This is a genomic window from Neisseria sp. HMSC075C10 (assembly GCF_001815615.1).
Lineage (GTDB): Bacteria > Pseudomonadota > Gammaproteobacteria > Burkholderiales > Neisseriaceae > Neisseria > Neisseria subflava_A.
Window position 1 is genome coordinate 51,169 of sequence record NZ_KV821256.1, and the last position, 21,271, is coordinate 72,439.

Sequence of the window (21,271 nt, forward strand, 5' to 3'; positions counted from 1 at the left end):
GGCCGTCTGAAACATTTCAGACGGCCTTTTATCTTATCCAAACTATTTCAATGCCGTTTTCCAATCCAATCCGCCCAACGACGGTACCTGTATCACTTCATTGGTATCCAAATTAATCGCTGTCAGCTCTCCGCCCCACAACGCGCCGGTATCCAAAGCGATGACCTGATCAGTATTAACATAGCCTAATGACGACCAATGCCCAAACACGGTAATATAATCTAAATTCTGCCTATCAGGCGCTTTAAACCAAGGGCGCAGGTAAAGCGGCATTTTTTTCAAAGTGGATTTATATTCGTAATCCAATTCGCCTTTGTACGTCAGCGCACGCATACGGGTAAAGACGTTGATAATCATGCGTAGGCGCTCATAGCCTGTCAAATCGTCTGTCCACTCGGTCGGCTTGTTGCCGTACATTTTGCCAAAAAATTTCCTGTACTTTTTACCTTGCAATTCATCCTCAGCTTCACGGGCAAGGCTTTCGGCTTTATCAACCGACCATTGCGGCAAAATACCGGCATGCACCATCACATGTCTGTCGCCGCGTACCAAAAGCGGTTGATGACGCAGCCAGTCAAGCATGGCATGACTATCGGGATGGGTCAAAATCGGCTCAACCGTATCACTGCGCTTGAGCGTTCCTTCACCGCAACCGACTGCCAAAAGATGTAAATCATGATTACCCAAAACCATTTGCACGCTGCTGTCATGCTCTTTGGCAAATTTCAGGGTTTCCAAGGACTTCGGGCCGCGATTGACAATATCGCCGACCAGCCAAAGGGTGTCCGCACCATGATTAAAGCCGATTTTGGCAAGCAACAAAGTTAGCTCGTCAAAACAGCCTTGAATGTCTCCGATTGCGTAATGTGCCATTATTATTGTTTTCCGTTGTTATTCTTTTCAGACGGCCTCAAGCCCAGCCCAGGCCGTCTGAAAACATCATTTATGCATTTAAAACCAATACTGCCTCTGCTTCAACCTGAACGCCTTTAGGTAGGCTGGCCACGCCAACCGCCGCGCGCGCCGGGAAAGGTTGTTCGATAAATTCAGCCATCACTTCATTGAACACGGCAAAGTTAGCCAAATCGGTCAAATAAGCATTGAGTTTGACGATATCGTTCAAAGAACCGCCTGCTGCTTCGGCTACGGCTTGCAGGTTTTTAAATACTTGCACTGCTTCGGCGCGGAAGTCGCCATCGCCGACCACAGTCATCGTAGCCGGATCCAAAGGAATCTGACCGCTCATATAAACCGTATCGCCTGCACGGACTGCTTGGCTGTATGCGCCAATCGCGGCAGGGGCTTTGTCGGTATGGATAATGGTTTTAGACATGATATTCTCCTCAAATAGAAATGTCAGAATCAGGTGGAAGCTTCGAATTTTACTTTCAACAGAAATACGTTTCAATAAAAGCATTCAATTAATGCGTTTAGCCCGTCTTGTTCTTCCTCGATTTTAAACCTACAATCCCACACATTATTCATTTCAAAGCCGAAATTATCATGTTTTTTGTCTTATCTCCAGCCAAAAACCTCAACGAAAAAGACCCTTCCCCCGTCAGCAGCTTTACCCTGCCCGACCTTCTGCCCGAAGCAGAAATCCTGATGCAGGAGTTGCGCCAGCTTGCCCCTCAACAAATCGCCGAGCTGATGCATGTTTCCGACAAAATCGCCCTGCTCAACGCCGAACGCAATGCCGTATGGCACACGCCGTTTACGCCGGAAAACGCCAAACAAGCCGTATTTATGTTCAACGGCGACGTCTATGAAGGCATCGCCGCCGATACGCTCAAACCGGAGCAAATCGACTACCTGCAAGAACACGTCCGCCTACTCTCCGGCTTATACGGCGTACTGCGCCCGCTCGACTTGATGCAGCCCTACCGCTTGGAAATGGGCACAGCCTTTGCCAACTCGCGCGGCAAAAATCTCTACGAATTTTGGGGAGATAAAATCACCGACCTGCTCAACCAAACGCTGAAGCAGGCCGGCAGCAATGTCTTAATCAACCTCGCTTCACAAGAATATTTCAAATCCGTCAACACCAAAAAACTCAACGCACGCCTGATTACGCCGATTTTTAAAGACGAGAAAAACGGCAAATACAAAATCATCAGCTTCTACGCCAAACGTGCACGCGGTTTGATGGTGCGCTACGCGGCAGAACACGGCATTACCGAGCCTGAAATGCTGAAAAATTTCGACTACGAGGGCTATTTATTCAATGAGGCAGCTTCAAACGAAGCCGAATGGGTATTCATGCGTGAAGAACAATCCAAATAAAAACAAAATACTAGATATTTTCCCTAAAATACTACTTGGCAAAGGCCGTAAGTTCCATTAATATTACGGCTTCAAGAATGGAAGCGTGGCAGAGCGGTTTAATGCAACGGTCTTGAAAACCGTCGAGGGTTGATAGCCCTCCGTGAGTTCGAATCTCACCGCTTCCGCCATTCTTGATAAGGATATAAAGACTTGATTGATTCAAGTCTTTTTTATTTTCAAATCCAAAGAATCCCGTAAAGGCCGTCTGAAACTTTCTATAACTCAGTTTCAGACGGCCTAAGACCTTTAAAAATCCCCCAAATCCCTAAAGTCCTACCCAGACATTTAGGAATTTGGGGGATTTTTGCAAAGGTCTCCGCTTTTTTGATCATTGCCGTCAAGGGTATCAACCTACCCATCACCAATACGGAATTTTTGCTCGACCATGGAAGGGCGTTTTCTATGCCGACGCGATCGTGCATTTTGCCTCAGAGCCATGTACGCCGTATCGTTTGCGGTAGGGTTTGCTGCATATTCCGAGCTGTTGCCACAAAGTACCACCCTTGCTTTTATCTTGGAGGAGGTTGCGGCAAATGGTGTCTTGATGGAATATCATTCAATGATGGTGTAGTGGCAGGACAGGTCTTGAATGTGGTATCGTTCTTCTTGGGTCAGTTGCGTGTCGCTCATGGTAATCTTTCTGATAGGAAAGACCGTGTATTGCTGCATCCAAACTTTTCCGTTATGGAAAGTTTGCCCTTCAAATCCGTTACTACTGGCCTCTATTTATCATTATTTAATCGCTACAAGGATATTTAAATGAAATGGGAAACCATTGCCCTGCATGCAGGCTATCAATCCGAACCGACTACCAAATCCGCTGCTGTCCCCATTTACCAAACCACTTCCTACACTTTTGACAACACGCAACACGGCGCAGACTTGTTCAACCTTGATGTAGCGGGCAATATCTACACCCGTATGATGAATCCGACCACTGCCGTTTTGGAAGAACGCGTTGCCCGTCTGGAAGGAGGCATTGCCGCATTGGCTGTCGCCAGCGGTATGGCGGCAATTACCTATGCCGTTCAAACCTTGGTTGAAGCAGGCGACAACATCATTGCAACCAAAACCCTCTACGGCGGCACATACAATTTCTTTGCCCACAGCCTGCCGCGCCAAGGCATAGAAGTACGCTTTATCGATCCGGCCAAGCCCGAAGAAATCGCCGCCAATACCGACAGCCGCACCAAACTGGTGTATTGCGAATCTATCGGCAATCCCGCCATCAATGTCGTTGATATTCCAGCATTCGCACAAGCCGCGCACGCTCAAGGGCTGCCACTGATGGTGGACAACACCGTTGCTACGCCCACATTGTTCCGCCCGATCGAGCACGGTGCCGACATCGTTATCCAATCCCTGACCAAATACATCGGCGGCCACGGCACAACGATTGGTGGTGCCATTATCGACGGCGGTAAATTCCAATGGGCAGGCAATCCGCGTTTTGAAAAAAACTTCAATCAGCCTGATCCGTCTTACCACGGCGTAAACTACTGCGAACATTTTGGTGCGGCAGCCTATATCGCCCGTGCCCGTGTCGTTCCATTGCGTAATACCGGTGCCGCCCTGTCTCCGCACAGCGCATTTTTACTGCTTCAAGGTTTGGAAACCCTTGCCCTGCGTATGGAACGTCATTGTGAAAACGCCCTAAAAGTAGCCGAATTCTTAAAGAAACATCCGCAGGTCGAATGGGTGAACTATCCTGCCCTGCCCGACAGTCCGTATAAAGCCTTGATTGACCGAGACTACGGCGGCAAAGCCTCCGGTTTGTTGAGTTTTGGTATTAAAGGCGGTCGTGAAGCCGGCGCGAAGTTCATTGACGCACTGCAACTCTTCCTGCGCTTGGTGAATATCGGCGATGCCAAATCGCTGGCTACCCATCCTGCCACAACGACCCACCGTCAGCTTGACGATGCAGAACTCGCCGCAGCAGGCGTCAGCCCCGACATGGTACGCCTGAGCGTGGGTATCGAGCATATCGACGATTTGCTTGCTGACTTGGCACAGGCATTGGATGCCGCCAAAGTATAGGCAATAGCGCTAATTAGATGAAAAAAGCCTCCGCTTAAAAAGGCCGTCTGAAAATTTCTTTTCAGACGGCCTTTTCCTTTTCTACAAATCAAATGCGGCGTTAATCAAACGTTTGGTATAGTCGTTTTGCGGATGGTGAAAAATCTGATCCGCGCTGCCGTACTCAACCATTTCGCCCTGCTTCATCACAATCACATTGTCGCTGACAGCGCGCACGACAGACAGGTCATGACTGATGAACATATAAGTCAAGCCGTATTTCTTCTGCAAATCGCGCAAAAGTTCGACTACTTTGGATTGTACGGAACGGTCAAGTGCAGAGGTCGGCTCGTCCAAAAGGATGAATTTCGGGCGCAGGATAACGGCGCGTGCAATAGCGATACGCTGACGCTGGCCGCCGGAGAATTCATGCGGATAACGGTTGAGCGCATCAAGCGGCAGGGACACTTCCTTCATGACTTCCAAAACGCGCTGGATACGTTCTTTTTTGGTCATTTCAGGATGGTGAACCGTCAAACCTTCGCCAATAATTTCGCCAACGGTCAAGCGTGGGGAAAGCGAACCAAACGGATCTTGGAACACAATTTGCCGTTGCGATTTCAGACGGCGTGCTTCTTCGGCGGTATAGTTTTTCAGGTCTTTGCCTTCAAAGGAGATATGGCCGGTATAAGGTAGCATCTGCATGACGGCTTTGCCCAGCGTGGATTTGCCGGAACCGGACTCGCCGACGACGCCCAATGTTTCGCCTTCTTTAATTTTGAGGCTGATGCCTTTGACGGCGTCAAAAGTTTTGAGCGGCTTGCCGAAAAAGTTTTGCTTCAATACGAAAGAAACATTGACATTATCGGCATCGATTAACACACCGGAGCTGGTTTCTTCCGGCTCTTTCATGCCTTTGGGAATGGCATTGATGAGTTCGGTGGTATATTCGTGTTTCGGATGGGCAAATACTTCTTTGATTTTGCCGCGCTCGACAATTTCGCCGTTACGCATGACGCAGACGGTTTTGGAATAGTGTTCCGCCAAACCCAAATCGTGGGTAATGAAGATAATCGCCATGCCCATTTGCTGTTGCAAATCGTGGAGCAAATCAAGAATCTCGGCTTGAATGGTCACATCCAAAGCCGTGGTCGGCTCATCGGCAATCAGCAGGTCAGGTTCATTGATGAGTGCCATGGCAATCATAATGCGTTGCAGCTGACCGCCGGAAAACTCGTGCGGATATTGCTTCATGCGGCGCTCGGCTTCTTTGATGCCCACACGTTCCAGCAATGCCAATGCCTTCTGTCCTGCTTCTTTTTTGCCAAGCTTTTTATTGTGCACACGCGCCGCTTCAATCAGCTGCGCACCGATACGCATAAACGGATTGAGCGAGGTCATCGGCTCTTGGAAAATCACGCTGATGCGGTTGCCGCGCAAATCACGCAAGGTTTTCTCATCGGCATCCAAAATGGAAATACCGTCAAAAGTAATGCGCGAATCTTTGCTGTATCGGGCAAATTTCTCAGGCAGCAGGCGCATAACGGACATGGAGGTTACGGATTTGCCCGAGCCGGATTCGCCGACCAAAGCCAATGTTTCGCCCTCTGCCACTTTAAAGCTGACATTACGCACGGCGTGCACGTTTTTTTCATGCAATTCAAAATTGATGTCCAGATTTTCTACAACCAGTAACTGTTTTGTCATTTTGATTATCCTTTTGGTTGCGGTTTAGCGGTCTTTCGGGTCGAGCGCATCGCGCAGGCCGTCGCCGATAAAGTTGAAACAGAACAAAGTGGTTACCAAGAAGAAACTCGGCACGAGCAGCTGCCATGGTGCAGCTTCCATAGAAATCGCGCCTTCTTGCAACATCGAACCCCAACTGGTCATCGGCTCTTGCACGCCCAAGCCCAAGAAGCTCAAGAAAGATTCAAACATAATCATGCCCGGCACCAGCAAAGAGGCATACACCATCACCACGCCCAAAACATTCGGAATAATGTGGCGCGTCACGATTTTACGTTTTGCCACGCCGCTCACACGCGCCGCTTCGACAAACTCTTTATGCTTCAAGCTCAAGGTTTGACCGCGCACGATACGCGCCACGTCCAACCAAGACACCAAACCCACGGCGGCAAAAATCAAAAGCAAGTTGCGGCCAAAGAACGTGGTCAGCAGAATCACGAAAAACATAAACGGAAACGCGTTCAAAATTTCCAAAAAGCGCATCATCAGCGAATCGAGCTTACCGCCGATAAAGCCGGCAATCGCACCATAAAGCGTACCGATGACAACAGCCACCAATGCGCCGGCCACACCGACCAGCAAGGAAATACGTCCGCCGGTTGCCGCACGCGACAGCAAATCGCGGCCGAGCAAGTCAGTACCCAGATAGTGATGGGTAGAAAAGGACGGTGGAATCTGCATATTATCCCAGTCGGTGAAGTCGTAGGTGTAGCGGACAATCCATGGCGCCACAATCACAAAAATGCTGATCAGCAACAGGATGATAATGCTGTACACCGCCGCTTTGTTTTGTTTAAAACGCCGCCATGCATCGCTCCACAGGCTTTTGCCGTGTACTTGGGCGTATTCTGCTGCCTCTGCAAGGGCCTGAGTCTGCTTCTTTTTAAATAACATAATGTTCTCTCTCGCTTTTTATTCTTTCTTCAGGCCGTCTGAACGTTTCAGACGGCCTTTGCGCAAATGGGATTAATAACGGATTTTCGGGTCAATAATGGCATACAGAATATCGAGGATGGCGTTGAACAAAATGGTCATGATGCCGACCAAAATCGTCAAACCCAAAATCATGCCGTAGTCACGGTTGAGCGCGCCGTTGACAAATAATTGTCCGACACCGGGAATACCGAACACGTTTTCAATCACAATGGAGCCGGTGATGATGCCGACGAATGCCGGGCCTAAGAAAGAAACAATCGGCAGCATGGCGGGACGCAGCGCATGGCGCAGGATGATGCGGCTCATGGGCAGGCCTTTGGCGCGTGCCGTGCGGATAAAGGGGCTGTTCAATACTTCAATCATCGCGCCGCGCGTAATCCGCGCGATACTGGATACATAACCGATGGACAAAGTAACGACGGGCAAAATCAAGTTCATCAGTGCGCCATCGTTCCATCCGCCTGCAGGCAGCCATTGCAGTCTGACGGCAAACACCAGCACCAATACCGGCGCCATCACAAAACTGGGAACGACAATGCCGGTCATCGCACCGCTCATCAGCGAATAATCCAGCCAGCTGTTTTGTTTTAAGGCAGCGATAATGCCGATAAACATGCCGAAGATGGCGGCAATCAAAAAGGCGTAGAAGCCGAGTTCTGCCGATACCGGCAGGGATTGGGCAAGCAACTCATTAACGCTGAAATCTTTATATTTGAACGACGGTCCTAAATCCCCCTGCGCCAACTGCTTGAGGTAGTGGAAATATTGGAGGTACATCGGATCATTGAGGTGGTATTTGGCTTCAATGTTGGCCATGACCGCAGGCGGCAGATTGCGTTCGCCTGTGAACGGGCTGCCCGGTGCGAGCCGCATCAGGAAAAACGATACGGTAATCAACACCAGCATGGTCGGGATGGAAGCACATATCCGTTTGATGATGAATTTCAACATAATCAGGCTGTCCTGTCTGAACATACCGGACTCGTGAAAACAAAGCTGACCTGAAGCGGAAATCGGATGAATGGCAGCAGGCATCTTTAACGTCGCCGCGCCGGTTTCTCTCTCTATTCCGACCGGGTTATTGTTTTTATTCGGAGTCGGGTAAGGTTTTTTTAGTTTTTAGATAATTGTTGTTATAAGGCCGTCTGAAACTTTGTATCCGCCGTTTCAGACGGCCTTTCACGTTAACGCGCCAAAGGTTCGGTGCGTTCAATCAGCCATGCTTTGGCCGCGCCTTCTGTCAAAGGCTCGAGACGGCGGCGCACTTCGGCGTGATATTGGTTCAGCCATTCGATTTCGCTGCCGGTCATCAGTTTGGTATCGATAAGGCGCGTATCGATTGGGCAGAGGGTAACAGTTTCAAAATACAGGAATTTGCCGAACTCGGTTTCCTCTGGGTTTTCAACCGGACGGTTGATTACCAAACTTTCGATACGGATACCCCATTTACCCGGACGGTAAAGACCCGGCTCGTTGGAAGTCAGCATGCCTGACTTCATCGCGTGATGGGGTTGCGGCACGGCGGCAACGGCAATGCTTTGCGGACCTTCATGCACATTGAGGAAATAGCCCACGCCATGACCTGTACCGTGACCGTAATCGCATTGCGCCTGCCAGAGCGATTTGCGGCAGATGGCATCAATCATCGGGCCTTTGATGTTTTCAGGGAAAATGGTTTCCGCCAGAGAAATATGCGCTTTCAACACCAAAGTGTAATCGCGCTTCATGGCCGCACTCGGATTGCCGACAGGCACCACGCGCGTAATGTCGGTCGTACCGCCCCAGTATTGGCCGCCGGAATCAATCAGCAGCATACCGTTGCCTTTGATTTTGCTGTTGTTTTCCGGTGTCGCGCTGTAATGAGGCAAGGCGGCATTGGCATTGTAGCCGGCGATGGTGTCGAAACTTGGCGAAATAAAGCCAGGGCGTTGGCTGCGGTGTTTATAGAGCATGCCGTCGATGTCCAGCTCGCTCAATTCGCCGCCATCTGCCAAGATTTGTTCAAACTCGGCAAAGAAGCCGCACAATGCCGCGCCGTCTTCCGCCATGGTATTGCGGATATGGGCGATATCGGCATCGGATTTGACTGATTTGAAGAATGTGCTTGGGTGGATGGCTTCAATCAAACGAACGTCTTCAGGCAGGTGGCGCAAAGTGCCAACAGCAGTTTTGTTAGGATCAATCAGCAATACGCCGTTAACGCCTGCCAAGTAGTCCGCCGCTTGCGCATAAGGCAACACTTCAAAACCTGCCACTTTCAAGGCTTCGGCAGATTCGGCTTTCAGACGGCCTGCATCGGTAAACAATACGGCTTTGTCTTGGCTGATAAACAAATGGGACAAGAACACGGGGTTGAACGGCACATCATCACCGCGCAGATTGGTAATCCAAGCGATGTCGTCCAAAGAAGAAACCAAATGCGCCTCTGCGTCCTGCTCTTTCATGGCCGCACGAATACGGACCAGTTTTTCGGCTGCCGTTTCGGAAACATAGTCGGGATGGTGAACGTAGATTTCCGGAGTCGGCAGTGCAGGACGGTCGTCCCACACTTCGTCCAACAAGGTTTCAGGATATTCGAGGCGGATGTTTTTGGCGGCAAGTGCCTGTTTCAAACCGCGCTCGCCGCTGAGTGCGAACATATCGGCAGGTGCGCCGACCACTGCTCCCTCGGGCAGATTTTGTGCCAACCACTCGGTATAAGGCGCATCAACGCCCATTTTTTGCAGCTCGATGCCGTTTGGCGCAAGCTGTTGGCCGGCCTGTTCCCAATAGCGGCTGTCCGTCCACACGCCTGCCTTATCGGCGGTCACCACCAAAGTGCCGGCCGAACCGGTAAAGCCGGAAAAATCGCGACGTGCCTGCCAATGCTCGGGCAGGTATTCGGAAAGGTGCGGATCGGCGGAAGGGATGACAAACGCGTCCACGCCATGTTTTTTCATAGCTTCGCGTAAAGCGGACAAACGTTGTTGTACAGATTTCATGTGTTATGTCTCCTGTTGTTTCAGACGGCCTCTGTCATCAAGGCCGTCTGAAAACTTGTGCTGTCTATAATCAATCTATTTTTTCGGTGCGAACGACCAGTTCTTGACTGTGTAGTTCCGTAAAGGGTCTTTGTCGGAATAGCCGATAATATCGGGTTTGACCATACGCACTTCAACCTGATGATACAACGGAATCAGTGTAGCGTCTTCTTGAAGCTGCTTCTCCGCATCGGCATAGAGCTGGCTGCGCGCTTCCTTGCTGACACCATCTTTCAGCGTATTGTTCATAAATGTATCAAACGCCGCGCTTTTGTAGCGGAATGCATTGTTTGAGTTGTTGGATTTCAAGATATTGAGCATGCCCGCCGGATCGTTGAAATCGGAACACCAGCCGCTGAACGAAACCTTGAAATTGCCTTGCGCGCGCGTATCCAAATAAGTTTTCCATTCCTCGTTGGACAAAGTCGGACGGATAAACGGAATGGCGGCTTTCCACACCGACTGCACGGCAGTAATTTGTTTTTTGGACGCTTCGCTGGTGCTGTACAAAATATCGAACTCAAGCGGATGGTCATCGTTGTAGCCTGCTTCGTTCAACAGTTTGCGCGCGGTTTCGATGCGTTTTTCAGGCGTCCACTCTTTCCACTCCGGATAAACAGGAATCACGCCCTGCATTTGCGGCGGCGTCAATTGGAACGCAGGCGTATCGCCGCGGCCGCCCACTTTGACGACGATGTCGCGGCGCGTCAGCATATTGAGTGCCTTACGGACGCGCGGATCGTTAAACGGCGCCGCTTCGTGGTTCGGCTCCAAATACCAGCTACACAAAGAAGTCGTGCGTCTTACTTGGCCCGGAAACTCAATATCCGCCACTTTGACCTGATCGCTGGGAATACCGTAAGTCACATCAATTTCATTGGCGCGATAACGGTTGTACTCGCCGCTGCCTGACAAGAAAACCGCCTTCGGAATGGCCACTTTGTCTTTATCGTAATAATTGGGATTGCGTTCCATATTGATGTGGCTGTTGACTTTCCAATCCGTTAACAGATAAGCGCCACTGGAAACATAATGACCGGGCTGCGTCCACTTGTTGCCGTATTTTTCAACAGTGGCGCGGTGAACCGGAAAAGTGAATTGCTGAATCAGCATATCGGGGAAATAAGGTACGGGCGCAATCAGCGTAAATTGCAGGGTCTTCGCGTCCAAAGCCTTGACGCCCAATGTCTCAGGCTTGGCTTTGCCGTTTAATATATCTTCTGCATTTTCCACTTGGGCATCGACCAAATAGCTACCGAAAGGTGCGCCGGTAGCGGGATCGGCAAGACGGCGGAAGCTGTACACGAAATCTTCGGCAGTAATCGGATCGCCATTACTCCATTTGGCATCACGCAGATGGAAGGTCCAAACACGCTCGCCCTCGCTCTCCCATTTCTCCGCCAAAGCAGGAATGGTTTTGCCTTCGGCATCCGTACCGACCAAACCATCCATCAACTGACGGATAATCGCACCGGCCGCCATATCGCCGCTCATCTGAGGATCCAGCGTGCCCGGCTCAACGCCGTTGCTGACTACCACGCGCTCATAATCGGTACGTTTAAACTCAGGAGCAGACTTAACATCACGGCTGCACGCCGACAGCGCGAATACGGCAGCCAATGATGCAGCCAACAGCGGATAGGTTTTTCCAGCCATATTTCATTCCTTCTTTTGGGTATTCTTCTTTTTCAGACGGCCTAATTATTCAAGCTACACTAAACTACATTTATTTAAAACTTTTACAGCATAGTTAAATCGTCTATTTCAAACCATGAAAATAGTGTTTTAAACCACATATTCAATCGAAATAATAATAGCCATCTAAGATTGTCGGCAAATTAACACAAAAATACGTAACTGAAAACTATTTTTCAATTTATCCTACGATAAGTTACAAATGTATTGATTTTTTATGTTTTGTCAAATAAGATTATCCGAATTTCCCGTCCCCAATTAAGAAAAAGACATAAAAGGAGAACAAAATGAACAAGTTATCTTGTTTTGTTGCCACTACCCTCATCGGTTCTTCCATAAGCTTCGCCCACGCCGAACCTAAAATGAGCGGTACCATCTACATCATGACCGAGGTCGAACACAACAATAAAACCGGTGTAACCAATACAACCATTTCCGATAAAAGTTCCAGTCTTTATCTCTCCGATGAAGTACGACTCAACAACGACTTATGGTTGAAATGGCAACTTGGCTCCTTTATTTACTTCGATTCCGACCGCTGGGGCGGCTGGGGTACTGCCGACTCATACGTCGCGCTCAACAGCTACAAAAACCTTGGCACCGTCAAAATGGGTTACATCAGTACGCCCATGAACAGCATTTATCTGAACCCGTTCGACACCAACAGCCCGATTTTGGAATTCGGCAAAATTTCCCGCTTCGGCCAACGCCGTGTTTCCATGGCTTATGAGTCGCCTTGGAAAAACGGTTTCCAATTCAAATTCAACGTTTCCCCCGGTTCCAATGCCGCGCGCAACAACAATGACTGGAATCCGGACAAAAAACGTGACGGCGACTGGGTCTTCGGCTGGGGTGTAGACTACTATCACCCAAACAACGGCTTTAACGCGCACTACGCTGCCGAATACGCACCCAATGACTCCCCAACCGAAACCAAAGACTTCCAAGCCCACGCATTCATGGCCGGATACAGCAAAGACAAAATCTCCGTCGATGCCGCGTTCCAATACGCCAAAAACACTTGCGACGGCTTCAGCTGCTGGGGCGTATGGAAAGATGCGGCAGGCAACGTAGCCGGTTCTTACGACAAAGAAATCAACAACACCAAAGAATTTATGGTGTCCGGCTCATACAAAGTGGGCAATTTCAAACCTCAAATCGGCTTTGCCTACGGTAAAAGCTCTATCGGCGAAGACTACAAACACGTCGCCGTCAGCACCGATTACAGCTTCTCCAAACGGACAACCGCCACACTCGGTGCCGGCTGGTTGAAAGAAAACGTCAATCCGAAATACGAAGAAGATTTGCCGAAAAAATCTTCTTACGCAGTGGGCATGGTATTCAAACACCGCTATTAATGCCTGACAGATTAAAGGCCGTCTGAAACAATTTGTTCAGACGGCCTTTTCTACATCCTATAATTAAACTTGCAGCCCACCTTAAAAATCATTACATTGCCCACACTCAAGCAACAAAAACGTCATCATGAACGCCCACCGCACCCTCATCATCTCCGTTTTTATCGTCGCCAGCTGCGGCCTCGCTTACGAGCTCATCATCGCCGCGCTCGCAAGCTATCTTTTGGGCGACAGTATTTTGCAGTTTTCCTCCGTCATCGGGCTTTATCTGTTTTCAATGGGTATCGGTGCCCACCTGACCCAATACATCAAAGATAAAGACGTGTTGCACCGCTTTATCGAAATCGAGCTTCTGGTCGGCATCATCGGCGGTATTTCTGCGCTGGCATTATTTGTGGCCTTCGGTTTATCCGCCGCCCCGTTCCGCACCCTGCTCTACGCTTTTGTACTGATTGTCGGCATGGTTGTCGGCATGGAAATCCCATTGGTCATGCGCGTGTTAAACCAAAAAGGTGCGGAATTTAAAGAACTCGTTTCCAAAGTCCTGACCTTCGACTACTTAGGCGCACTTGCCGTCTCGTTATTATTTCCGCTTCTGCTCGCCCCCAAACTCGGTATGGCGCGTTCTGCCTTGTTGTTTGGCATCTTCAACGCCGCCGTCGCCTATCTGACCGCGCGTGTATTCAAATCCGAATTACCCCGCTACCACGCCATCCGCCTGCGCGCGCTGATTGTCTTGTCCGTCCTCGCCGCCGCCTTCGCCTACGCCGACCGCATCTCATTCAAAGCCGAACAAAGCTATTTCGGCGATCCCGTCGTCTATCAAAGCCATTCTCCCTACCAACGGCTCGTCGTGACACGCTGGAAAGACGACACCCGCCTCTATATCAACGGCAACCTGCAATTCTCCTCACGCGACGAAGCCCGTTACCATGAAGCACTCGTCCTGCCTGCCATGCAGATGGTTCCCAACGCCGAACGTGTCCTGATTCTCGGTGGCGGCGACGGATTGGCGGCACGCGAAGTCTTGAAATATCCGCAGGTCAAAAATGTTACTTTGGTCGATCTCGACCCCGACATGACCGCCACTTTTAGAACCTCCGCCACCTTGAGTGCCCTAAACCAAGGCTCGCTGTCCCATCCTAAAATGCACATCGTCAACGACGATGCCGCCAAATGGCTGGAAGGGTCGTCTGAAAAATTCGACGTTATCATCATCGACCTACCCGACCCGTCCAATTTCTCGCTGGGCAAACTTTACTCCGTCCCCATGTACCGCCTTGTTGCCCGTCATCTTGAGCCGCATGGCAAAATTGTTGTGCAATCCACTTCGCCTTATTTCGCACCCAATGCCTACTGGTCGGTCGTTGCCACCCTCGAAGCGGCCAAGTTGAATACCGCACCCTATCATGTTTACGTCCCTTCCTTTGGCGAATGGGGATTTGTGTTGGCAGGGTTTGACCAAAATTTCCCCATTCCGCAAAAATTTGACGTACCCACCCGCTATCTCAATGCCCAGACCGTTGCCGAAATGTTCCGTTTTCCGCCCGATATGGCAAGGCGCAAGGTGGAAGCAAATTATTTAAACAACCAAATTCTCGTCAGTTATTTTGAAAGCGATTGGAACAATGTGATGCGATAGAATATCTAAAGGCCGTCTGAAACATCTGTCTTCTTTTTATCTCCGTTCAGACGGCCTCATTGTCCGTTTACCCTTTTTCACACAGCATTTGCTTGAAAAAATAAGGTTTATCTTTATCTAGATAGAACACAATCGACACTATCCGTTGAATGAAGGAACAAACACTTATGCAGTATTTTGGAATCGGTTTTTTGGTTTTAATCTTTTTGGAAATCATGTCCATCGTCTGGGTTGCAGACTGGATAGGTGGCGGCTGGACGCTGTTTGTGATGGCTCTCAGCTTTATCAGCGGTATCTTTATGCTGCGCCATACCGGCATTTCCGGCCTTTTGCTCGCAGGCGCAGCCGTCCGCAGCGGCCAAAACATTTCCCTCTATCAGATGTTGTGGCCGATTCGCTATACTGCTGCCGCGGTTTTCCTGCTCAGTCCCGGCTTTATTTCAACCGCCGTCGCCCTGCTCTTGCTGATTCCGTTTAAAGGCAACGCGACCGCTTCTTCTACGCAGTCTTTCCAAAGCCGTCAGACTTACAGCTCCGCCAAAGAGGATGAAGACATTATCGAAGGCGAATATACGGTTACGCGCACCAGCAAAGCCGACAAGCCGCAAGACTATATCGAACACAAACCCGATTGACGACTTCCTTCATAAAAGGCCGTCTGAATTAGGAATACCTCAAAAGTGTTTCATATTTCAGACGGCCTTAGTCATTTCCGGGCTTTGAAAATGTAAATATCGGTTTGTAATTCGGTTATTCCGCATAAATCATTTAAAATAAGCAGCTATTTTGATTCTAAAAACGACACGGTATCCAATGAACGTTCAACGTCTTTTCCCTCTCTCCCTCAGCTTGATTACCGCCGCTGTTTTATCGGCGTGCGCCACCCAAAACACACCGACTGCTTCGAAAACCGAAACCGTCGTTCAGCCTAAATCTACTTCTATTCCTTCACGCCGCGCCGACAGCGAATCCAAAGTCCTGTCCGATTACAGTCAATACCAAAGCGCCATCGATGCCGCCAAACGCGGCGACGATGCTTGGGTACAACAATTTTTATCCCAAGCCAGCGACAGCGCAATGGCTGAAAACGTCCGCAACGAATGGCTGAAAACCTTGGGTGCGCGCGGCCAATGGGATTTGTTCCGTCAAGAATTCAGTAAATTGAACGCCGCCGGCGTCGCACAAGAAGTGCAATGTTATGCCGATTTGAGCAGCGGCAATTACAGCAAAGCCGCCGAGCTGGTTCGCGTTACCGGCAAACTGCCTGCCGGCTGTACCCGCTTAGTTGAAAGCGCGGCAGCTTCAGGCCGTCTGAACACCAACGACGCATGGCGTCGCGTACGCGGCTTATTGAGCAACAGCCAAACCACAGATGCACGCAACCTCGCTGCCGCATTGGGCAGCCCGTTTGAAGGTGGCACGCAAGGTGCGGCCGAATACAGCCTGTTGAGCGTAATCGGCAAAGATGCACGTAAATCCGCTTCTGCCGCCGCCACCCTGTCCGACATGGAATCCGGCCTCAGCCGCGAACAACGCAGCTTCGCATGGGGCGTATTGGGCCACTACCATGCACAAAGCCAAAATATGCCGACCGCTTTGAGCTACTACGGTCGCGTTTCCGACCGCAAACAACTGACCGACGAACAATTGGAATGGTACGCACGCGCCGCTTTGCGTCTGCAACGTTGGGACGAATTGGCAAGCGTAATTCAGCATATGCCTGAAAAACTGCAAAAAGACCCGACATGGCAATATTGGCTGGGCCGCAGCTTTTCCGCACAAGGCAAAAGCGGCCAAGCCAAAGAAATGTACGAAAAAGCCGCCGCTTCCGGCCGCAATTTCTACGCCGTATTGGCTGGTGAAGAGCTGGGCCGCCGCATCAATACGCGCAACAACGTTTCCGATGCCGATGCCAGAGACGTTCGCCGCATGAACGAAGACGGCGCCATCAAACGCGCATTGGTTCTGTTTAAAAACAGCCAAAGCAACGGCGACTCCAAAATGCGCCGTCAGGCACAGGCGGAATGGCGTTTTGCCACCCGCGACTTCAACGAAGACAACCTGCTGACTGCCGCACAAGTCGCTTTTGACAACCAGTTCTACGACATGGCAATCAACAGCGCAGACCGTACCGACCACAAACTCAACTACAAACTGCGCTATCTCTCTCCGTTTAAAGACCTGACCATCCGCTATGCCGCACAGGCAGGCGTTGACCCGGCATGGGTTTACGGTTTGATTCGCCAAGAGAGCCGCTTTGTCATGGGTGCGCAATCCAGCGTCGGCGCACAAGGCCTGATGCAGGTCATGCCTGCAACCGCCCGAGAAATCGCCGGCAAAATCGGCATGAGCAGCAGCGAGCTTTACACCATGGACGGCAACATCCGCATGGGTACTTGGTACATGGCAGATGCCAAACGCCGCCTGCAAAATAACGAAGTAATGGCCACCGCAGGCTACAATGCCGGCCCCGGCCGCGCCCGCAACTGGCAGGCTTCTTCTCCTTTGGAAGGCGCCATCTACGCCGAGACCATCCCATTCACCGAAACTCGTGATTACGTGAAAAAAGTCATGACCAACGCGACTTATTACGCATCATTGTTCAACGAACCGCAAACTTCGTTGAAACAACGTATGGGTACGGTTCCCGGCCGTTATTAATACCCGATAGGCCGTCTGAAAAGTGAGACAGAATCAAACGTTCAGACGGCCTGCAACCTTGACAGACTATCGGGTTTATAAGATAATCGCCCGATTATTTCTGACCGAAAAGGTCACTTGCACGGCAAAAGCCGACTTGTTAGGAGGTGATGTTTACATCACGGCGCGTATCCCGCCCTGCCTTAGGCAAACCAGCGATACAACAACTACCCCATTATGACAAACCGTCCTCTATTTCTTAAAACGGTTTGATTGAACAAAATTTAAAGGAAATAAAATGCCTGCTATTCGTGTTAAAGAGAATGAACCATTTGAAGTTGCCATGCGTCGTTTCAAACGTGCCGTAGAAAAAACCGGTCTGTTGACCGAACTGCGCGCCCGTGAAGCGTACGAAAAACCAACTACCGAACGCAAACGCAAAAAAGCTGCTGCAGCCAAACGTCTGCAAAAACGTCTGCGCAGCCAACAACTGCCTCCTAAAATGTACTAATTACAGGCCTGCCCTGTGATAAACGACACACCGCAAGGGCAGCTTTGCGGTGTGTTTTGTTTTTCAGACGGCATCTTTTTATATAAAGTGAGAACATTATGAGCCTAAAAACACAATTAACCGAAGACATGAAAACCGCCATGCGTGCCAAAGACCAAGTGTCTTTAAGCACCATCCGCCTGATTAATGCCGCCATCAAACAATTTGAAGTAGATGAGCGCACCGAAGCCGATGACGCCAAAGTCATCTCTATCCTGACCAAAATGGTGAAACAGCGCAAAGACAGCGCCAAAATCTATACCGAAGCCGGTCGTCAAGATTTGGCTGACAAAGAAAACGCGGAAATCGAAATCCTCAACCGCTACCTGCCGCAAATGATGTCCGCAGAAGAAATCAAGACTGTCGTTGAAGCAGTCATTGCAGAAACCGGTGCATCAGGCATGGCCGATATGGGCAAAGTCATGGGCGTATTGAAAACCCACCTGGCCGGCAAAGCCGACATGGGCGAAGTCAACAAGGTTTTGAAAACCGCATTGACTGCTTAATCCTCAATAATCAAAAAGGCCGTCTGAAATATTATTTTCAGACGGCCTTTCTTATTGTGCCAATCAAGCAGCAGTTACTTTACCTTCATGACGCAACAAAGTAATCAAATCGCTGATACGTTTTTTCATGGAACGGCGATCGACGATTTGGTCGATTGCCCCCTTCTCCAACAAGAATTCTGCTCGTTGGAAACCTTCCGGCAAGGTTTCACGTACAGTCTGCTCGATAACGCGCGGACCGGCAAAACCAATCAGCGCATTCGGTTCTGCCAAAACCACATCACCCAAGAAGGCAAAGCTGGCAGACACGCCGCCCATGGTCGGGTCAGTCAATACGGAAATAAACGGCAGACGTTTTTCAGTCAGCAAATGCAAAGCCGCGCTGGTCTTCGTCATCTGCATCAAAGAGTTAATCCCTTCCTGCATACGCGCACCACCGGAAGCCGCCACGCAAATAAACGAACAATTATCTGCAACGGCACGACGTACACCCTGAACGAAACGCTCACCCACGACCGAACCCATAGAGCCGCCGATAAAACGGAATTCAAACGCAGCCACAACGACAGGCAGGCCGTTCATGGTACCTTTCATAACAACCAATGCATCGTCTTCGCCGGTTGCTTTACGCGCAGCCGCGAGGCGGTCAGGATATTTTTTGCTGTCTTTGAATTTCAGCGGGTCGGTCGGTTTAATATTGGCTGCAATCTCTTCACGGCCTTCTTCATCCAAAAGTAGATTCAAACGTTCGCGCGCAGAAAGCGGATTGTGGTGATTACATTTCGGGCAGACTTCGCTGTTTTGCTTCAACTCGGTTGAATAAACCGTTGCCGAACAAGACGGACACTTGTGCCACAGGCCTTCAGGGACGCTGGACGAACTGCTTCGGTTTTTAATTTTCGGAGGAAGAATTTTATCTAGCCAGCTCATGAATGACTCCTTGGAATTCAGAATTCAGACGGCCTGTTGAATGTAAGGCCGTCTGAAATAATGGAATAAAAAATATTAGCGAATCGCGTCTTTCAACTCTTTAACCAACACGCCTACCGCTTCGGCCTCGCTACCTGCGTGGCTTTCAATCTCTTTGACGATACGGCTGCCGACAATAACGGCATCCGCCACCGCACCAATCTTACGCGCACTCTCCGCATTATTGATGCCGAAGCCGACTCCAATCGGAATATCAATGTATTTGCGCAAAAGCTCTATTTTACGCGAAACTTCTTCAGTATCCAAACTTGCCGCACCGGTTACACCTTTGAGCGACACATAATACACAAAACCGCCGGCTACTTTGGCAATCGTTTGAATACGCTCCTCAGTTGTCGTTGGCGCAATAAGGAAAATACAATCAATACCTTGCGCTTTCAACGACTCATGCAAAGGAGCAATGGTTTCTACCGGAGAATCCACGGTCAACACGCCATCTACGCCTGCTTCGGCAGCCACTTGCGCAAACGCCTGATAACCCATTTTATGTACTGGGTTCAAATAGCCCATCAAGACAACCGGCGTTTTATCATTGGTTTGGCGGAACAAGCGTACTGTTTCCAATACGTCGCGCAAAGAAACATGATTTGCCAACGCCCTTTCAGCCGCACGTTGAATAGTCGGGCCATCTGCCATCGGGTCAGAAAACGGCACACCCAGTTCCAAAATATCAGCACCATTAGCCACCAGGCTATGCATCAATGCCAAGGTCGTCTCAAGGTTGGGATCACCCACCGTAATATAAGGAATCAGTGCTTTTGCGCCATTGAGCGCTGAGAAAGTTTGTTGGATTCTGCTCATTTTCTGCTATCCATTTCATCGATTTGAATGTTGTCCGGCAGCCTGTTTATTCTGCCGTTACATTTGTTTTAAAAACCTCAGTCTGCCATGAAAAGGCGGCATCTATCCGCATTCTAATGACTGTTTCTTCCCAATCAGTAAACAAGAGGCTAAGTATAACATTTACGGCTATTTCATAGAATCATTTGCAATCAAGATTCTGATATTTTGAAAGCAATATAAAACAATAAAGGCCGTCTGAAAATCATTCAAACAGCCTTTATTAGAATCAATTATGCAAATCTTTGTATGCCTTCGCACTTTTGATCAGAGTTTCCCTATCGATTACAGCTCAACATGATGGTTTTGTTGTTCAGAACCTAGATGACGCTCCAAATCAGACAAAACCTGCATCAGACCATGACGGATTTCTTCTGCATTGGCGGCAGGATTGCCGTTTGCATCCAAAGCGCCACGACTGAACGTATCGATGTACGGTTCAAACGTATCTTTCAGTTTCAACAACTTAACTACATCTGAGCGCGTATATCTATCGCCACCGTATCCAATCACAACATTATTTTCATGTTGCCATTGGGCAAACTGAGCCGGACTGATTTGCACCAATTGGCACATCTCATCCAACGTAAAATAACGCTTGGCAGGAATAACCGGATTATTGTTGTTTGTCATAGTAATGCTCCACCATGCCTTTGAGTTTTTGGCTGGCATGGAAAGTTACCACACGGCGTGCGGTAATCGGCACTTCTTCGCCTGTTTTAGGGTTACGGCCAGGGCGTTGAGGTTTGTCGCGCAATTGGAAATTGCCGAAACCGGAAATTTTAATTTCTTCACCACGCGCCAAAGTGCTGCGGATTTCTTCAAAAAAGAGCTCGACGATTTCTTTGGCATCATTCTTGGTGACGTTGCTGACTTTGTCGACCAAAATATCAGCCAATTCTGCTTTAGTTAGTGTCATGTGTTTACCTTCATTCAAACTGGTGCAATTATTACCAAAATTCTTTTAAAAATCAAGTCCTCACCAAAAAATCAAATATTATTGGTGA

Annotated in this window: 19 protein-coding genes, 1 tRNA gene and 1 pseudogene; 9 read left to right on the forward strand and 12 right to left on the reverse strand. The window is 49.5% G+C overall.

All coding sequences use genetic code 11. The features are described 5' to 3' along the window. Positions 1 to 42 precede the first annotated feature (42 nt). On the reverse strand, positions 43 to 873 hold the full coding sequence (locus HMPREF3047_RS04400; protein ID WP_070712306.1) for a symmetrical bis(5'-nucleosyl)-tetraphosphatase: 831 nt from the start codon (positions 871 to 873) through the stop codon (positions 43 to 45). 70 nt (positions 874 to 943) lie between these two features. Further along, entirely contained in the window at positions 944 to 1,333 is a 390-nt protein-coding gene (locus HMPREF3047_RS04405) for a RidA family protein (protein ID WP_036472307.1), read from the reverse strand. A 170-nt stretch (positions 1,334 to 1,503) separates the two neighbouring features. Between HMPREF3047_RS04405 and yaaA the strand changes: the two genes are divergently transcribed. Then, on the forward strand, positions 1,504 to 2,283 hold the full coding sequence (gene yaaA, locus HMPREF3047_RS04410) for a peroxide stress protein YaaA (RefSeq protein WP_070712327.1): 780 nt from the start codon (positions 1,504 to 1,506) through the stop codon (positions 2,281 to 2,283). A 79-nt stretch (positions 2,284 to 2,362) separates the two neighbouring features. Next, positions 2,363 to 2,453, forward strand: a tRNA-Ser gene (locus tag HMPREF3047_RS04415). A 226-nt stretch (positions 2,454 to 2,679) separates the two neighbouring features. Here the strand turns inward: HMPREF3047_RS04415 and HMPREF3047_RS11405 are convergent. Next, positions 2,680 to 2,863 (reverse strand): annotated as a pseudogene (locus HMPREF3047_RS11405) (IS30 family transposase); the annotation flags it as partial. Positions 2,864 to 3,084: 221 nt separating this feature from the next. On the opposite strand from HMPREF3047_RS11405, the gene HMPREF3047_RS04425 reads away from it, so the two are divergent. Beyond that, complete coding sequence (locus HMPREF3047_RS04425) at positions 3,085 to 4,362, forward strand: O-acetylhomoserine aminocarboxypropyltransferase/cysteine synthase family protein (protein WP_070712308.1); 1,278 nt, start codon at positions 3,085 to 3,087, stop codon at positions 4,360 to 4,362. Positions 4,363 to 4,443: 81 nt separating this feature from the next. On the opposite strand, the gene HMPREF3047_RS04430 is transcribed toward HMPREF3047_RS04425, so the two are convergent. The 5 genes from HMPREF3047_RS04430 to HMPREF3047_RS04450 all read right to left on the reverse strand — a co-directional run bounded on the left by HMPREF3047_RS04430 (position 4,444) and on the right by HMPREF3047_RS04450 (position 11,699). After that, complete coding sequence (locus HMPREF3047_RS04430; protein ID WP_070712309.1) at positions 4,444 to 6,048, reverse strand: ABC transporter ATP-binding protein; 1,605 nt, start codon at positions 6,046 to 6,048, stop codon at positions 4,444 to 4,446. 24 nt (positions 6,049 to 6,072) lie between these two features. Further along, on the reverse strand, positions 6,073 to 6,981 hold the full coding sequence (gene oppC, locus HMPREF3047_RS04435; protein ID WP_003683112.1) for an oligopeptide ABC transporter permease OppC: 909 nt from the start codon (positions 6,979 to 6,981) through the stop codon (positions 6,073 to 6,075). A gap of 72 nt (positions 6,982 to 7,053) precedes the next feature. Next, positions 7,054 to 7,974: an oligopeptide ABC transporter permease OppB gene (gene oppB / locus HMPREF3047_RS04440; RefSeq protein WP_036472303.1), complete on the reverse strand. Its 921-nt coding sequence runs from the start codon at positions 7,972 to 7,974 to the stop codon at positions 7,054 to 7,056. A 233-nt stretch (positions 7,975 to 8,207) separates the two neighbouring features. Continuing rightward, positions 8,208 to 10,004, reverse strand: coding sequence for an aminopeptidase P family protein (locus tag HMPREF3047_RS04445; RefSeq protein WP_070712310.1), 1,797 nt, complete (start codon positions 10,002 to 10,004; stop codon positions 8,208 to 8,210). A 75-nt stretch (positions 10,005 to 10,079) separates the two neighbouring features. Continuing rightward, entirely contained in the window at positions 10,080 to 11,699 is a 1,620-nt protein-coding gene (locus HMPREF3047_RS04450; protein ID WP_070712311.1) for an ABC transporter substrate-binding protein, read from the reverse strand. A gap of 326 nt (positions 11,700 to 12,025) precedes the next feature. On the opposite strand from HMPREF3047_RS04450, the gene HMPREF3047_RS04455 reads away from it, so the two are divergent. The 6 genes from HMPREF3047_RS04455 (at position 12,026) to HMPREF3047_RS04480 (ending at position 18,434) form a co-directional block, all read left to right on the forward strand. Continuing rightward, positions 12,026 to 13,096, forward strand: a complete 1,071-nt coding sequence (locus tag HMPREF3047_RS04455; protein WP_070712312.1) for a porin — start codon at positions 12,026 to 12,028, stop codon at positions 13,094 to 13,096. A gap of 124 nt (positions 13,097 to 13,220) precedes the next feature. Next, entirely contained in the window at positions 13,221 to 14,738 is a 1,518-nt protein-coding gene (locus tag HMPREF3047_RS04460) for a polyamine aminopropyltransferase (protein ID WP_349267138.1), read from the forward strand. Between the two features lie 167 nt (positions 14,739 to 14,905). Then, positions 14,906 to 15,373: an FxsA family protein gene (locus tag HMPREF3047_RS04465; RefSeq protein WP_070712314.1), complete on the forward strand. Its 468-nt coding sequence runs from the start codon at positions 14,906 to 14,908 to the stop codon at positions 15,371 to 15,373. Positions 15,374 to 15,551: 178 nt separating this feature from the next. Further along, positions 15,552 to 17,399, forward strand: coding sequence for a lytic transglycosylase domain-containing protein (locus HMPREF3047_RS04470; RefSeq protein ID WP_070712315.1), 1,848 nt, complete (start codon positions 15,552 to 15,554; stop codon positions 17,397 to 17,399). A 277-nt stretch (positions 17,400 to 17,676) separates the two neighbouring features. Next, positions 17,677 to 17,889 carry a 30S ribosomal protein S21 gene (rpsU, locus tag HMPREF3047_RS04475; protein ID WP_003680926.1) on the forward strand — a complete coding sequence of 71 codons (213 nt, stop codon included), beginning with the start codon at positions 17,677 to 17,679 and terminating at the stop codon, positions 17,887 to 17,889. A 98-nt stretch (positions 17,890 to 17,987) separates the two neighbouring features. After that, on the forward strand, positions 17,988 to 18,434 hold the full coding sequence (locus HMPREF3047_RS04480) for a GatB/YqeY domain-containing protein (protein ID WP_070712316.1): 447 nt from the start codon (positions 17,988 to 17,990) through the stop codon (positions 18,432 to 18,434). A 63-nt stretch (positions 18,435 to 18,497) separates the two neighbouring features. On the opposite strand, the gene accD is transcribed toward HMPREF3047_RS04480, so the two are convergent. The 4 genes from accD to HMPREF3047_RS04500 form a co-directional block, all read right to left on the reverse strand. After that, positions 18,498 to 19,364, reverse strand: a complete 867-nt coding sequence (gene accD / locus HMPREF3047_RS04485) for an acetyl-CoA carboxylase, carboxyltransferase subunit beta (RefSeq protein ID WP_049331298.1) — start codon at positions 19,362 to 19,364, stop codon at positions 18,498 to 18,500. 75 nt (positions 19,365 to 19,439) lie between these two features. Continuing rightward, entirely contained in the window at positions 19,440 to 20,225 is a 786-nt protein-coding gene (gene trpA, locus HMPREF3047_RS04490) for a tryptophan synthase subunit alpha (RefSeq protein ID WP_070712317.1), read from the reverse strand. Positions 20,226 to 20,549: 324 nt separating this feature from the next. Then, positions 20,550 to 20,897, reverse strand: a complete 348-nt coding sequence (locus HMPREF3047_RS04495) for a hypothetical protein (protein ID WP_070585792.1) — start codon at positions 20,895 to 20,897, stop codon at positions 20,550 to 20,552. Continuing rightward, positions 20,881 to 21,183 carry an integration host factor subunit alpha gene (locus HMPREF3047_RS04500; protein WP_003680933.1) on the reverse strand — a complete coding sequence of 101 codons (303 nt, stop codon included), beginning with the start codon at positions 21,181 to 21,183 and terminating at the stop codon, positions 20,881 to 20,883. Before HMPREF3047_RS04500 ends, HMPREF3047_RS04495 begins: the two co-directional genes overlap by 17 nt. Between the last annotated feature and the right edge of the window lie 88 nt (positions 21,184 to 21,271).